Raw genomic sequence first — 15,698 nt, 5'->3', positions numbered from 1 at the left:
GCCAATTAGCACCGCAGATCAAAAATCCTCAATCAAGCGGCTGGAAATTTCGCAACAAATCCCCATGAAAACTACCATTGTCAACGTATGGTGCAAGGTGAGCGACCGCGACAAAATGGTACTGGAATCTTCTGATTGTTCCAACATATACAGCGGCTTAGGGTACGGTAGTTCGTCTTAAAGTTGTGTATTCTTGCCCTCTCCAGAAAACGCACTCCATCACAAAACGATGGGGCAAAATAAGATACTAACCGGCAATCCCGGAGACCCTGTGATGTTAAGAAACGTGCTTGCGATCGCTTTGCTGCTGACCGCTCCGACCAACCTGTTTGGGCAATCCACGTCAGAACCCGCGGAGTTCGCAGCACAGGCTGCAAACCGGATAAACATCGCAGGACGCCAGCGGATGTTGTCGCAGCGCATGGCAAAAGCGGCCTGCCTGATGGCGCAGGACATCGGCACAACGACGGCTTTTGATCAGCTGACCCAAGCGCACAGCTTGTTCATCCGTTCAGATAGCGCTTTGCGCAGCGGAGACCCAGAGCTGGGACTTGCCCCGGAAGAATTCAGCGCTGTTCTTGGGGCGCTGGAAGAGATCGACCCTCATTGGACAATCTATCGGGGCATCGTTGATGTCGGGATCGAAAACGCCACGATAGAAAGGGCAGATCTTGAAGTCCTTGATAACGCCAGCCTCAACGTACTCGCATTTATGAATGCAGCGGTCTACGCCACCGCTCAAGCCTATGCTTCTGCAACTCCGGAAGTCCCACTTGGCCTGGCGATGACAATTGATGTTGCCGGGCGCCAGCGGATGCTGACGCAGAAGGCCGTGAAAGAAGCCTGTTTAATGCGGGTTGCAACCGATCCCTCTGTGCAAGCCACACGACTGACAGAGACAATTGAGTTGTTTGACCACTCCCTTGTGGCTCTGCTGGAGGGTTTCCCCGCTGCAGGCGTTATTCCCCCGTCCAACCCAGAGCTGTCCCGCAAATTGAGAGAAGTGGCAGACCTCTGGGTGCCTGTGAAAAAAATTCTCGATCGCGCGATCGCCAGCGAACGTCTGACGGACAGGGAGCTTTCAGCTCTTGCAAGGGAAACAGAACCGCTTCTACGCAAGATGAACGAAGCCGTCATTATGTACAGATAACCAACACAAAACGACCTGAGACAGCCACGTCTCAGTATATAAGGATACCAAAATGATCAAAATGGTTCTGACCGCGTCGCTCTTGGTCTGCGCAACAATTGCACCCCAGACCCTGACTGCACAGGACAGTGAAAATGTTGATCAGGTTACACATCGGGTAAATATCGCCGGGCGTCAGCGAATGCTGACCCAGCGCATTACCAAAGCCGCTTGCCTGATGGCGCGGGATGTCGGGTTCACGACGTCATTTGACCAAATGACCCAAGCTTATGATCTGTTTCTGCAATCCGACAATGGACTGCGAAACGGGGACCCGGATCTGGGTCTGGACGCCGAGAACAATGACACAGTCACCAAGGCGCTCGGGGCGATTGATTCTCATTGGGCCGCTTATAAACCGATCATAGAAACCGGTATTGACAACGCCACTATCGCCAGTGCCGAGCTGGATGCGCTCGACACTGCAAGCCTGCGGGTTCTGAAATTTATGAATATCGCTGTCTACAAAATGGCACGTGCCTATGCTTCTGAAACGGCTTCTGTCTCTTTGAATCTGGCGATCACCGTTGATATCGCCGGGCGCCAGCGCATGTTGACCCAAAAAGCCGTGAAAGAAGCCTGTCTGATGCAGGCTGCAGAAGATCCGTCTGAGCAGGCGGCGCGTTTGGCCGATACTGTCGAACTTTTTGATACCTCTCTGTCAGCGCTGCAGGACGGATTTGCGGATATTGGCGTCATTGCACCGCCCACACAGGAAATCGCCCGCAAACTTCGCGAAGTCGAAGAGCTGTGGAATCCGGTGAAAGGCCTGCTGGACCGCGCCGTGAACGGAGAAGTGCTTTCAGATCGCGATCTGGCTGTTCTTGCACGCGACAGTGAACCGTTACTTCAGCGCATGAATGAGGCGGTCGCCCTTTACACAACGCAATCCTCTTCGAGCTGAAGGTATCCATCGGAAGGCTGCCGTGGGTACGGCTCAACCCCCGGCTCCCCGGTCCTTCAGCGAATACACCAGGCGAAATTGGAGTAAATTCAGATGTCTCATGCTTCCTGGCTTTCAAAATCAATCCTGGCACAGAATTCCAGGCACCTGTTTGTAACCGCCTGCATGTTCGCATCTGCTGTTGCCTTTGAAACTAGTGCGCAAACGACAAACGAAGTCGAACTAACCACGCATGACGGTGGCACAAGTGTCCGCGGAGTAATACTCGAATATGACGGGGCTACTTATGTTCTGCAGACAGAGCTGGGAAAGCTGACACTTTATGCGGCGATGCTAACATGTTCTGGTGCAGGCTGCCCCGGCGCTGACGGGACTATCGCGGAAGAGGAGCCGGAGAAAGAGGTTGTCGACACGCGGGTCACACTCGTTTCCCGGAGCGACGATACAGAGGTTGTGGGCGAGCTGGTTGACTATAGCGACCGCTATTTCGTCGTTGAAACGCCCCTCGGCAGCTTCCAGCTTTCCACAGACCGGGTTGATTGCGTTGGCACAGCCTGCCCAGATCTGAATCTCTACGATCCAAGGGTCGCTGTTCTTGGTGGAACAAATGCCATTGAATCCATGATGCCGGCGCTGCTGAGCGCATATGCGCGTGAGCGGGGGCTTCGGTATTTGGTTGAAGAACAACCCCAAGGTCGTTTCGTCGTCACTCTTCTAAGCGGCGAAGATGGTTCTGTTGTAGCCGAAATCGACATGCAGCCTTCCAGCACAACCGAGTCCGTCTTCGCCCCGGATATCATGATTACAGACCAGCGGATCAAAACAGCCGCGGGTACAGAGCGGGAGTTTATGCTTGCACTTGATAGCCGCGTTCTGATTACCGGCGACAAAAACCCTGTTCGCGACTTAAGTATTGAGGAAATCGCCAGCATTCTGTCCGGTGATCTGCGCTCCTGGGAAAACTTGGGTGGAGGAAGTTCGCCGGTTACGCTGCATTTGCTGGAAGGGGATACACCGGCGCTCTTTTATCAGAAGACCTCCAGCAACCCCGATGGTCCCTTGGCAGCGGATACGGTGTTTCACCCCAATGCGCAGGATCTGATCAACTCAGTCCGGGCAGACCACACGGCGCTCGGTCTACTCGATCGCGTGCAGGTGCAGCGTGGCGGGGCGGATATGATGTCCATTCGAAAAGCCTGTGGTCTCATGTCCGAACCTTCCGATTTCGATATGAAAATCGACAATTATCCGCTGTCGCGCCCAGTCATTGCGTATGCAGCAGATGAAGATCTGCACCCGGTTGCCGAAGATTTCTTGCAATGGACTCAGACAGATGCCGCACAACCCGTGCTGGAAGATACAGGGCTTGCCAGCGCCCGGCTTCAGCGTATGAAAATCCAAGACATGGGCATAACCCTGATCCATGCTGCTGCCGTAGAACCGGACTTCAGCGGCGATGAGTTTTCGTCAATGATGCGCGAGTTGCGTCGTGCCGACCGTCTTTCGATCACCTTCCGCTTTGAAAATGCCTCTAGCACTTTGGACGCGGAGTCGGTGCTGAATATCCGGGATCTGGCAAACCGGCTGCGCAACAGCGAATTTGACGGGCTGGAACTTCTGCTTGTCGGATTTGCGGATAGCGTAGGCGATGCAGGACAGAATACGCGTCTTGCACAACAACGAGCAGAGGCTGTTCGGGGCGTACTTGCAAGTGAGTTTGCCGCCGATGGCCTGAGCCAGTTCAACATTCAGTCGCTGAGTTTCGGTGAACAGATGCCGCTTGACTGCAATGACACGGAAGAGGGCCGCGCCAGCAACCGCCGCGTTGAAGTCTGGGTCCGGGTACCTGAGAACACCTAACGAGGAACGTTCTCGTCGTCCTAGGCGATGTAGAAAGCGCTTCGGCTGTCACAGTTTGATGTGAGCTGATTGTGGGCGGGTATCGAACGTCCATGTGCATTGCTCTTGCCGCTCAATTTGGACAAACGAAGCCCGGCCGTTTCCTTCATGTGCTGGCAGCCTCACTGCACCTTTGAACAGGTTGAGCAACATTTTGGTATCTGAAAGCGGGCTAACAAAATCGCGCCATCCGAAGAGGTTAGGTCACGCGGATCAGTCCGGCCACCAGCTCATAGCTTGATCACGGCCATCTTGTCCTGAGTCATATCATGCATGGTGTACCTGATGCCTCCGGTATTATAGCCGGATTGGCGGCGCCCGGCGAAAGGCATCCAATCCACCCGGAACGCAGTATGATCGTTTACCATGACCGCCGTGGCATCCAAACGCTGAATGGATTTCATGGCAGTATCGAGATTTTTTGTAAAAACCGCGGCCTGAAACGCGAACGGCAGGCCGTTTGCGGCCGCATAGGCACTATCCAGGCTGTCGTAGCCGTAGACGCAGACGACTGGGCCGAAAATCTCTGCTATTGAGACGCGTGAGTCCGCGGTTGGGTTCAAAAGAACGGTAGGAGCATAGGTCGTTTGCCCCAGACGCTTGCCACCCGTCATCACCGTCGCCCCGGCCTGAACGGCCTCATCAACCCAGGTTTCAATACGATCGACTTCGGCCGGGCGGATAAGGGGGCCGCATTCGACGTTGGGGTCGCGGGCATCACCGACCGTCAGCAAGGCAGCAGCATCCGCCAGTTTCTGTGCAATCTCAACCGCCTTGACAGTGGGCGCATAAACCCGCTGTACCGAAACGCAGACCTGACCAGCATGATAGAATCCACCCTTGGTCAGCAGCGGAACCATGGCGTCGATGTCTGCCGTTTCATCCACAATTACTGGGGCAGCTCCACCATGCTCTAACGCACAGCGTGCACCTGGTGCCAGTTTTGATCGCAGCATCCACCCAACGCGTGCCGATCCAATGAACGAGAAAAAGCCAACGCGAGCGTCGGTTATCATTTTCTCGGCCACGTCATTCTGACAGACGGCAAAGCGGCACCAATCCTGCGGCAAGCCCGCCTGATGCAAAATGTCGACAAAAACCTTGCAGGACAAAGGCGTATCCAGCGCCGGCTTCACAATCACCGGACAGCTGGTGGCGACGGCCGGGGCAACCTGATGAACAATCAGGTTCAGCGGGTGGTTGAACGCACTGGCCGCAACCACCACGCCGATGGGTTCGCGCTGGGTAAAAGCGATGCGTCCAGTTCCCGCCTCGGTCAAATCCATCGGGATTTCCCGGCCGCTCATCTGACCAATTTCGTGTACGCACAGCTCGACCCCATCGATTGCACGCTTTACCTCGACGCGGGCATCAATTAGCGGCTTGCCGCCTTCGCTTGCAATCAACAAGGCCAGTTCCTCGGCCCGCCCCAACATCAATCGGGCGGTTTCTTTCAGGATTTCAATCCTTTTGTACGCAGGCAACCAGCTGTCGCGATTGCGATACAGGGCATGGGCAGCGCCGAGCATCGCATCAATATCGTCCCATCCGCAGAGTTCCACGCTGCCCACCTTTGCCAGATCAAAGGGGTTCACGACCTCAAGAACGCCGCTCATATCAGGCAGACCTTTGCAGCCAGCTCATCGATCAGAACGCGCTGATTTTCGCTGTAATCGACAGGCAGATCGACCAGATGCACGCCACCTGCAGCAAATGCTGCCTCAAAGGTTGGCACCAGATCTTCGGCACTTTCGACCCGGTGACCAGATGCGCCATAGCTGTTGGCGTATTGCACAAAATCGGGATTATTGAACTCCAGTCCCCAATCGTCGAAGCCGGCATGCGACTGCTTCCAGCGGATCATGCCATATGAGCTGTCGTTCAACACCAAAACAACTAGGTTCAGGCCCAGACGTACAGCGGTTTCAATTTCTTGACTGTTCATCATGAACCCGCCATCGCCACAGATCGCCATGACCCGGCGGTCAGGGTAAAGCTTGGCGGCCATCATCGCCGAGGGCAGCCCCGCCCCCATCGTCGCCAATGCGTTGTCCAGCAGCACGGTATTGGGCTGATAGGCCTGATAATTGCGCGCATACCAAATCTTGTAGATGCCATTGTCCAGCGCGATGATATCGCAATCCCCCATGACCTTCCGCGTATCGGCCACAAAGCGCTGCGGGATCACCGGGAACCGGGCGTCATCGGCCCCTGCCGAGGTGTGCAGATCGGTTTCCTGTTTGACGCGATCAAAATAACTGCGATCGAAATTCAGTGGGCCGCCCAATTTTTCACCCAGCCGGGCAATGGATTGCGCCAGATCACCGACCACCTCGACCTGCGGGAAATAGACCTGATCGACCTGTGCAGCCTTGTAGTTCACATGGATCACCTTGGTACCACCTTCCTCCATGAAGAAGGGTGGTTTTTCGACCACATCATGGCCGACATTGATGATCAGGTCGGCCCGTTCGATGGCACAGTGCAGATAATCCCCGTCCGACAGCGCAGCAGTGCCAAGGAACAGATCCGAGCGCTCATCCACCACGCCCTTGCCCATCTGCGTATTGAAGAACGGGATTTGCGTGTCCTTCACAAACTGGCTGAGCGCACTACGCGTGTGTTTACGATTGGCCCCTGCCCCCAGCAGCAGCAGCGGCATCTTTGCCGCGCGGACCATTTCGGCGGCTTCATTCAGTACCGTGTCACCGGCAACCGCATAATGGCGTGGATGCGGTTCCAGCACAGGTTCCGTGGTGTCTTCGGCCGCGATGTCCTCGGGCAGTTCCAATAGAACCGCGCCGGGACGTTCCTCTTGCGCAACACGAAATGCCTCGCGGATCAGGGATGGGATGGTGTTGCCGTGCACGATCTGTTTGGACATCTTGCAGATCGGCGCAAACAGGCCCACCACATCGATGATCTGAAACTGGCCCTGTTTGGATTTCTTGATCGGCTTTTGCCCGGTGATCATGATCAGGGGCATGCCACCCAGATGTGCATAGGCCGCAGGGGTGGCAAAATTCGTGGCACCTGGCCCAAGCGTTGCCATACAGACACCAGCCTTGCCAGTCAGTCGGCCATAGGTGGCCGCCATGAAGGCCGCGCCCTGTTCGTGCCGGGTCAGCACCAGCTCGATCTTCGACGTTCTGAGCGACTCCAAAACATCGAGGTTTTCCTCGCCTGGTACGGCAAAGATGTATTCAACGCCTTCAGCCTCAAGTGCTTCAATCAGTAGGTCCGAGGCTTTGGTGGGGGATGATACAGTGGGAGTAGAAGCTGACATGCGATCTCCTGATGTTTTGTGGACCGACAGCGATTGGCGATCCGGGCGGCAACCCAGGCTGCCACGACCTTAAGGTATACAGTATCGGCTATTCGGCGGCCTGCATTTGTTGGGGGTCTGGATAAAGTTCATCCATGGAGACCGAGCGTCCGTTATCCAGAACGATACGCGCGTGATACCGTTTCAACAGCCGCGGCTCGGCCACGCCGCAACTGTGGGCGATAATACCGACTTCTTTCTTTATGTTCTTGGCATAGCTTGCGACACGCTCTGCCTTGCTGACCGGATCAAGCCCGAATTGCAGTTTGGGATTGTGAGTGGTGATGCCTGTAGGGCAAGTGTTCTTATTGCATTGAAGGGCCTGAATGCAGCCAAGAGCGAACATGAACCCCCGAGCAGAGTTTACGAAGTCAGCACCTGCGCAAAACGCCCACGCCACCTCGGACGGGTTAATCATCTTGCCGCTGGCACAGACCTTTATCCGGTCTTTTAGGCCGTATGTCCTGAGCATATCCACAGTCAGCGGCAAGCTTTCCCGTAAAGGCATACCCATATTGTCGATCAGGCTCATTGGCGCGGCACCGGTGCCGCCATCGGCACTGTCAATGGTCACAAAATCCGGGGCGCTTTCCAAACCCCGTTTCAAAATCTCCTGACACAAGCTTTCAAAGAACCCATAAGCCCCTATCACAGCCTTGAAGCCAACCGGCTTACCTGTCAGGTCACGCACATAGGCAATCATGTCCAGAAGATCGCCTACACTGTTGATCTCGGGGTGGCGGTTGGGGCTGATCGCGTCCTGACCGACCTTCAGCCCGCGAATTTTGGCGATATCTTCAGTCACTTTAGCGCCGGGCAGAATCCCACCCTTGCCCGGTTTAGCCCCCTGACTGAGCTTGATTTCAAACATTTTTACCGCGTCATGGGCCGCAACAGAGCGCAGCTTATCTTCATCAAACCCGCCTTCGGGTTTGCGCACGCCAAACTTGCCAGTACCGATCTGAAAGACGATATCTGCGCCGCTTTCCAGATGATAAGGTGACAGACCGCCTTCGCCGGTGTTGATCCAGATACCGGCCTTTTTCGCCCCCGCTGACAACGCCCTCACGGCCGGAACCGAGATCGCGCCATAGCTCATGCCCGAGATGTTAAAGACCGAATCTGTCGAATAAGGTTCTTGCGCAAATGGACCGATGGTCACGGCCGAAGGTTCCTTGGCGTCCTGTTCCAACGTCGGGAACGGGCAATTCACGAAATACACTGTCCCCGTCGGGCGCAAATCGCGGGTCGAACCAAAAGCGACGGTCGAGTCAACATTCTTGGCCGCGCGGTAAACCCAAGACCGTTCAGCCCGATTGAACGGCATCTCTTCGCGATCTTGCGCAAAGAAATATTGACGAAAAAACTCGCCCATATGTTCAAAGAAATAGCGGAACCGCGCAACAACCGGATAATTTCGCCGTAGGGTGCTTTCGGTTTGGGTCTTATCGCGGAAGTAGATCACAACGACCCATAGCACCGCGAGACCTATGGCAAAGATGAATGCATAGGAGAGTATTTCCAAAAATTTCAGGATTACATTCGATAGCTGTGACATCAATTTTTCGCTCCTGACTAACGTCTTGGCTGTGAGCGGATTGACGGGTGTGTCATCCAGCCTGTCCATCACAATTCAAGTCACATTGGGTCCCAAAGGCGCATATTCCATTCACGACGTTATCAACTTTTGATGATCTGTGGACCGGTGATCGAGTAAACCTCAAGCATTTAGCTCCACGCAGGACCGTTGGAAAACTGATCGGCTTAACGCAGGTTCCAAGTCCATTCTGCAATGTTTCGCTGAGCTATTTGGTATGTACTCGATTACCAAAAAATCACGAGCACGAAGTGGTCGTGGCTACGCCAAACGGTAATGCTCTGCTGCAACCCGTCCGGTCATATCCGAACTGCATGAAGGATATGAACGTCGCGGCATTCAATGTCGGAAAAGGTGCGGTAGGGTTCCTTCTCATGCAGCTTCAAAATTGCTGAAGATCAGTTTGCCTGCGGACAAGGCCTGGCTCTCCACAATTGACGCCTAATCGACTTTCTTGCATTGGTTGATTGCGTTTCAAAAGTATGCTGCGTTCAGTCCTAACTGAAATGGGTTTGCAATGTCCGACGATCCACTTCTTCAACCCTATCAGTTGAAACATTTGACTTTGAAGAACCGGATTTTTTCAACCGGGCATGAGCCCGCCTATTCGGAAGACGGTCTGCCCAAGGATCGATACCGGCTCTATCACCGTGAGAAGGCTCGGGGTGGTTGCGCGCTGACGATGACCGCAGGGTCGGCCTTGATAGCCGAAGACAGCCCGGCTGCTTTTGGAAACCTGCAAGCTTGGCGAGATGAGATCGTGCCCTGGATGCACGCCTTGGCCGATGACTGCCATCAGCACGACTGCAAGGTGATGATCCAACTCACACATCTTGGCAGGCGCACAGGCTGGGACCATTCCCACTGGCTCCCGGTCATTTCCGCCTCTGGGGTTCGGGAGCAAGCGCATCGGGCGTTTCCCAAACCCGCTGAGGAGTGGGACCTTGAGCGGGTCGTGTCTCGGTTCGCGGATGCAGCGGAACGGATGAAAGAGGCAGGGCTCGACGGAATCGAGCTTTACGCCTCCGGACATCTGGTCGACAGCTTCTGGTCACAATCCCTGAACGACCGACAGGATAGCTATGGCGGCTCGCTTGAGAACCGCCTGCGGTTGACGATGGAGATAATTGATGCGGTGCGTGACCGTGTTGGTCCTGAATTCATCGTTGGCATGCGGCTTACGGCGGATGAGGTCGAAGCTGGCCGCCTCACCGCGGATGAAGGCTCTGAAATCGCACGGCGGATTGCAGCTACCGGTAAAATAGATTTTCTCAACGTCAATCGGGGTTTGATCGAGACGGATAATAAGCTGATCGATTACCTTCCGATCCAGGGCATGCCGACAATGCCCCATCTTGCGGCCGCTGCGCGCATTAAGGCCGAGACAGGTGTACCAGTTTTTCACGCCGCCCGGATCAACGATGTGTCAAACGCACGACATGCGGTTGCTTCAGGTCAGCTTGACATGGTCGGATTGACGCGCCCTCAACTCGCCGACCCGCATCTGGTGCAAAAGGTGATCGATGGCCGGGAAAACCAAATCAGACCCTGCGTCGGGGCGGTTTATTGTCTTGGTCGCATTTATCAGGGTCACGAGGCACTTTGCATTCACAACCCGTCAACAGGCCGCGAAGCGACGTTACCGCATGTCCTGTCCAAAGCTTCTGAGTGCAAACGTGTTGTCATAGTGGGTGCCGGGCCCGCCGGGTTGGAAGCGGCTCGTGCATCTGCCGAACGTGGTCACGACGTGACGATCTTTGAGGCGCAAAACCAACCGGGTGGACAATTGAGATTGATTGCGCGGACCAAGCGCCGTGCAGAGATGATCGCAATCGCAGACTGGCGGGTGGCTGAGCTGGAGCGGCTGGGCGTTGATCTTCGCTGCAACGTCTATGCCGAGACCGACGACATTCTGGCCAAAAACCCAGATATCGTCATCATCGCCACCGGAGGTCTACCGGACCCCGATATTTGTGAGGGCGGCGGGCTGGCGGTGTCGAGTTGGGACATTTTGTCAGGCGATATCGCTCCGGGGTCTGAGGTCCTGTTGTTTGACGATCACGGGCAGGAGCAAGGCCTGCAAACCGCGGAATTCCTTGCCGAAACTGGGACCTCACTGGAAGTCGTCACGCCTGAACGCTTGTTTGGCGTCGATGTGAGTGGCATGAACCACGCGCCGTATGCGCGTGCCTTAGCGACGCATAGCGTCAGGGTTACGGTCAACACGCGACTTGAAGCCATCAAGCGCAAGGGGAACCGACTTTTGGCGACGCTGGGCTCGGACTATGCGGATCGGAAAATTATTCGCGAGGTTGATCAAGTTGTCATCGAATGCGCAACCCGCCCGCTGGACCAACTCTATTTCGATTTGAAGCCGCTCTCATGCAATTCAGGCGCTGTGGACCATCGCGCGCTGATCGAGGGGCGTCCGCAAATGATAAACACCAACCCGGACGGCCAATTCATGCTCTTTCGGATCGGTGATGCCGTCGCCAGCCGTAACATCCACGCCGCAATTTACGATGGCCTCCGTTATGCTAAGGATTTTTAGTCACCTTCGTTGCAAAATTGAACGTCCACCTATTCTAGACGTACTGCTGGACGGCGTTCACCAAAGCAGACCTTCACCATTTGGTTGGAAGGCTTTCGCGACTAGGCGTCAAAGCTGCGGAGTGATGCAAGCGCTGATTGTAGAATTTCCGTGCTCTCAGCGCGCTCCTCAGGCGTCATCGAGTTTGGATCAATAACCAATTGAAAATTCGGCTTTTGACACTCCACTTTAACGAAGGGCGCTCTCGACTCCTTTTGACCCAAGACGCGGTAGGTAATGACGGGTTGAGTAACGCCTTTGACTTGAATGGCGCCAACCTCTTGGGTGTCAATTGCATCGTTCACGTGCGCCCAGGTCTCGTAAGAGATAAAAATCTCTCCTTCTTCAGCCTGGTGTTCCAGCCTTGAGGCAATGTTCACGGCCCCACCAATTATCGTGTAGTCCATCCGGTCTTCGCTGCCGAAATTCCCGACTGTGCAGTAGCCCGTGTTGATGCCAATCCGGCATTTCAATTGCTGGCGTATGCCTTGGCGTTTCCACTCTGCCTGCAACTCTTCCAACTTGTCCCGCATCGCAATTGCCATTTGCACGCATGCCAGTGCATCTTCCCGCACCCCTTTGGTCTCGGGGTCACCGAAGAAGATCAGAATGGCGTCTCCAATAAACTTATCAATCGTAGCACCGTGGCGCAGAGCAACCTGAGCCATTTCAGTCAGATAACTGTTCAAGATTTGAGTTAAGTCTTCAGACTCCAGCTGATCAGTAAGCTCTGTGAACCCGGAAACATCGGAAAAAAACACAGTTAACTTTTTCCGTTGGCTAGCAAGTTTCACTTCCTGACGACCGGAAAAGATAGACTTATAGACTTGCGGGGATAGGTACTTTGCGAGCTTCCCTGACAACGCTTCAAGCTCTTGATTCTTGAGAATAACTTCTTCAGCGGCGGCGCGCTGTTTTTCGGCCAGAGCACTAAGTTCCCGCTCGTTTCGATCACTCAATCGAATCATTCGCCGAGTTGTTCTGAGTAACTTTCTGTATTCTTTTGCAAGGTTTTGTATCGACTTGCGCGTTTTGTCGTTTGGAAACTTTCCGCTGTCCAGCGTCGCTTCCACCGTCTCGAGAACTTCTTTCTCTCGAGTAAAAAGATCGTCGATAGTCATCGATCCGACAACTTTTTCAGAGCAAACCTGGCATGCATCAGATCTTCTCCAAACTCCTCGCCAAGCTCTTCCATTGTTTCATCTTCAGGGTCGTGGAACCAGTAGACCTCTACGCTTCTCCCGGTCTCTGCCGCAGAATCCAGCAGCTCCAAAATCATCATGATGGCTTTGGCACTGGAGGAATTGAAATAAATTAGTTCAAAATCAAACCGACAGTACGATTTTGAATTGTCTGACAGCCACTCTCTCAGGGCATCGAACAACGGATTGTAGAAAGTGGTGACATCCTCTGGGTAGGATTCTCCAATCAGCCTGAGGTGACCAGTACCGAAATCAAACGCGACGCTGGGTGTCCGGTTGGTTGCGGAGATCTCAATATTTTGCATCAATCCCCTCTTAGACTGTGGCTTTGAGCGCAAAAAATGCGTGTTGGTCGTCAACCCGCATAAAGTCGAACTCAATTGGTTTTGACGCTCTGCGCGCAATCTCGATTAACCCGATGCCGGCACCGTTAGCGACGCTGTCACTCTCGGATCGAAGCTGGTCCTTGTATGCAGCCTTGAGTTCTTCGCGGTTCATGTCGCGTAGTGCTGACAACCGGCTTCTCATGTTGTCTACGTCACTCAAAAGGATCAGATTTCCAGCGTGAACGACATAGTTTTCAGCTTCGTTCCCAATCGTCAGGATGCCGTAGCGTATGTCCAACACTTCGGTCTCCCCATCGACAGGCAATTTTTCAACTGAATATCTAATGATGTTCTGCATTTGCTCTACAAACACAGCGAATACACTGCGAAGCGTTTTGGTGTCGGCATCTTCAGACACCAACTTTTGCTTCAAGGCGTCACCGACACCGCTGAGGATGCCTTCAGTTACATACCCGCTATAGGCAAAAACGACGCCTTGTTTACGCAGGCCAGCGCGCAGCTCGTAGACTTCGTTTGCAAGCATCTGTTTCCCTTGATCATTCCCGGAACGAACCAAGTTCGATCAGGACCTTCATATCACAAGATACACATTTATGCATTTTTAGTGTATCAATTGTGCAGTGTTTTTAGTGGGGAGGTGAGGATGACCAGGCTTTTTTGCATGCTCGCCGGGGTGTTGATTTCCAGCCCGGTAGTCGCTGCCGACATTCCGACTGAGGTGAAGGCAAAACTTCAATCTGCTATGATTGCACATGTTGATGGCGTGATGGTTGATGGTGCCTATACGTATCTGGATACAACCACCAACGAGATTGAGACCGTCTACCCAGCAAATGTTCATCCCATGGTAATTCCTGCGGGAAGTGATTTCTTTGTTTGTTCCGAAATGATTACGGACAACGGAGATACCGTGACAGCGGACTTCCTCGTGCGTGAAATTGCCGGGGATTACAAGGTCGTGCAGATGATAGTCAACAATCGTGATGCTCTTCAGGCTGCAATGAAGAATATCGGGAACTAGGCGCCTGTCTGTACTGGGGCGAATGGTGCGAGAGGTTTGGACCTCTCTTAACCGCCGAATATTTTTAAAACATATTCTGGCGACCCTCTTGATTGGGGGTGTGTTGAATGCGGTTGTGCTCTTTTTCTATTACGAGTTCAAAAGGCAGGCGCAGACAGATCAAATTGCGGCCGAAATGGCCACGATCGCCAATCGCATTGCGCGCCCGCTGGCTGAATTGGTTGAAGCAGGGAACCTCCCGCAAGCCACAAGTTTGTTGGCGGTGTATTCGGGGTTTCCCTACGTGGTTTGCGCTGAACAAAAACTAGAGCTAGGTTCGAAAACTCTGGTGTCCTGGCCCGCTATAGGGTGCGCCAAGATAAAAAAACCAGGTTTGGATATTTTGGTTTCCGTTCCGACGGAAGCGGGACCAACCACCATGTTGGCGCGAATTGACCAAGAAGTCCTCAAGAGAGAGCTGCGAACAGAAGTAGGCGTTGTGGTTCTTCTTGGGATTCTCGGAGGGCTTGCACTGATCCTAGCCGGTGCCGCCGCATTCTTATGGCTAATCAACAGACCCCTCAGTCAAATGCTAAACGCCATTGAAAAGTTCGAACTGTACGACGACCCGCAGCGAGTGACCTACCAATCGGAAGATGAGATCGGCAAGGTTGTTCAAAGCTATAACTCAATGCTTGATCGGGAGGTCGAGCGCGTCACTGCAATCCGAGAAGCGCATCACCATATCGTCGAAAGTGTAAACTATGCCACGCGAATTCAGCAGGGCTTATTGCCGACTGCAAATCAATGCCAGGACGCCTTCGCCGATTTCGCCGTCAAGTGGGAACCTCGCGACTTGGTCGGTGGAGACATCTATTGGCTCAGAGCGGCAGGTCCAGTTTCAACACTCGCGGTAATTGACTGTACAGGCCACGGAGTCCCCGGAGGGTTCATGACCATGTTGGCAATTGCCACCCTCGAACGGCTTTACTTTGAAAACGAAATTCTTAGCCCCTCATCGGCTCTTTCGAAGCTGAGCGACTTGACACGTACACTCCTAAATCAGGTCAATTCCGACGCGACATCTAACGACGGCATGGACGCAGCAATTTGCCAGATTGATGCACGGACAAGGACAGCTATCTTTTCTGGCGCTCACATGTCCTTGTTGGTCAAGTCAGATGCGGGCGTTGAACGGATTCGAGGCGACAAAATGAGTATTGGATATGTGGATACTCCGAGTTCACCTGAGTTTTCTGAACACGAGATCCAGTTTGAAGAAGCCACGACTTTGGTTATCTCTACCGACGGTCTCATCGACCAGCTAGGCGGGGAAAAACGTCTGGCATTTGGTTTTCAACGCGTAATGGCGATAATCCAAAAGGGTGACTGGTCAACCTCGGAAGAGCTTTTGCGGGCCATAGACAGGGCATTTCAAGACTACACTAAGGATGAAGAGCGACTGGACGACCTGACGGTGATTGCGCTGCGCCCAGCAGGCAATAGTGATTGAGCTGCCACGCAGGCACTTGACCACCCAACGCTGGGCTTTACTACCGGACCACGTACCCAATTCAGGTGCTCCAAATCCGTTCAAACGCGCCGGAGATTCGTTGAGAACGATGGTGCCAGCGCCCGCCCCAGA

General features: G+C 53.9%; 12 protein-coding genes. 6 read left to right on the top strand and 6 right to left on the bottom strand.

Annotated features, from left to right (window positions below; genetic code table 11):
• Positions 1–274 precede the first annotated feature (274 nt).
• The 3 genes from AC2TDA_RS17965 (at position 275) to AC2TDA_RS17955 (ending at position 3,953) form a co-directional block, all read left to right on the top strand.
• Positions 275–1,150, top strand: coding sequence for a type IV pili methyl-accepting chemotaxis transducer N-terminal domain-containing protein (locus AC2TDA_RS17965; RefSeq protein WP_480880101.1), 876 nt, complete (start codon positions 275–277; stop codon positions 1,148–1,150).
• 52 nt (positions 1,151–1,202) lie between these two features.
• Entirely contained in the window at positions 1,203–2,093 is an 891-nt protein-coding gene (locus AC2TDA_RS17960) for a type IV pili methyl-accepting chemotaxis transducer N-terminal domain-containing protein (protein WP_480880100.1), read from the top strand.
• 93 nt (positions 2,094–2,186) lie between these two features.
• Entirely contained in the window at positions 2,187–3,953 is a 1,767-nt protein-coding gene (locus tag AC2TDA_RS17955; protein WP_480880098.1) for an OmpA family protein, read from the top strand.
• Between the two features lie 269 nt (positions 3,954–4,222).
• On the opposite strand, the gene AC2TDA_RS17950 is transcribed toward AC2TDA_RS17955, so the two are convergent.
• The 3 genes from AC2TDA_RS17950 to AC2TDA_RS17940 form a co-directional block, all read right to left on the bottom strand.
• Positions 4,223–5,608: an aldehyde dehydrogenase family protein gene (locus AC2TDA_RS17950; protein ID WP_480880096.1), complete on the bottom strand. Its 1,386-nt coding sequence runs from the start codon at positions 5,606–5,608 to the stop codon at positions 4,223–4,225.
• Positions 5,605–7,278: an acetolactate synthase large subunit gene (locus tag AC2TDA_RS17945; protein WP_480850234.1), complete on the bottom strand. Its 1,674-nt coding sequence runs from the start codon at positions 7,276–7,278 to the stop codon at positions 5,605–5,607. The genes AC2TDA_RS17950 and AC2TDA_RS17945 overlap by 4 nt, the downstream gene beginning before the upstream one ends.
• Before the next feature lie 88 nt (positions 7,279–7,366).
• On the bottom strand, positions 7,367–8,875 hold the full coding sequence (locus AC2TDA_RS17940; RefSeq protein WP_480880094.1) for an FMN-binding glutamate synthase family protein: 1,509 nt from the start codon (positions 8,873–8,875) through the stop codon (positions 7,367–7,369).
• A 556-nt stretch (positions 8,876–9,431) separates the two neighbouring features.
• Between AC2TDA_RS17940 and AC2TDA_RS17935 the strand changes: the two genes are divergently transcribed.
• Positions 9,432–11,465: an oxidoreductase gene (locus AC2TDA_RS17935; RefSeq protein WP_480880092.1), complete on the top strand. Its 2,034-nt coding sequence runs from the start codon at positions 9,432–9,434 to the stop codon at positions 11,463–11,465.
• A 101-nt stretch (positions 11,466–11,566) separates the two neighbouring features.
• On the opposite strand, the gene AC2TDA_RS17930 is transcribed toward AC2TDA_RS17935, so the two are convergent.
• Genes AC2TDA_RS17930 through AC2TDA_RS17920 form a run of 3 tightly spaced genes read right to left on the bottom strand, consistent with a single transcriptional unit; the run spans position 11,567 to position 13,576 of the window.
• Positions 11,567–12,625 carry an adenylate/guanylate cyclase domain-containing protein gene (locus AC2TDA_RS17930; RefSeq protein WP_480880091.1) on the bottom strand — a complete coding sequence of 353 codons (1,059 nt, stop codon included), beginning with the start codon at positions 12,623–12,625 and terminating at the stop codon, positions 11,567–11,569.
• On the bottom strand, positions 12,622–13,011 hold the full coding sequence (locus tag AC2TDA_RS17925; RefSeq protein WP_480850242.1) for a DUF1987 domain-containing protein: 390 nt from the start codon (positions 13,009–13,011) through the stop codon (positions 12,622–12,624). Before AC2TDA_RS17925 ends, AC2TDA_RS17930 begins: the two co-directional genes overlap by 4 nt.
• A gap of 10 nt (positions 13,012–13,021) precedes the next feature.
• Entirely contained in the window at positions 13,022–13,576 is a 555-nt protein-coding gene (locus AC2TDA_RS17920; protein ID WP_480850244.1) for a SiaB family protein kinase, read from the bottom strand.
• Between the two features lie 120 nt (positions 13,577–13,696).
• Here AC2TDA_RS17920 and AC2TDA_RS17915 point away from each other — a divergent pair, with 120 nt between their 5' ends.
• Positions 13,697–14,074: a hypothetical protein gene (locus tag AC2TDA_RS17915; RefSeq protein ID WP_480850246.1), complete on the top strand. Its 378-nt coding sequence runs from the start codon at positions 13,697–13,699 to the stop codon at positions 14,072–14,074.
• Positions 14,075–14,096: 22 nt separating this feature from the next.
• Positions 14,097–15,566, top strand: coding sequence for a PP2C family protein-serine/threonine phosphatase (locus AC2TDA_RS17910; RefSeq protein WP_480880090.1), 1,470 nt, complete (start codon positions 14,097–14,099; stop codon positions 15,564–15,566).
• Positions 15,567–15,698: the final 132 nt, after the last annotated feature.

Source organism: Ruegeria sp. HKCCD6426, assembly GCF_057221115.1.
Note: the sequence above shows the minus strand (reverse complement) of the source record. Positions and strands in the feature narration are given on the sequence as shown.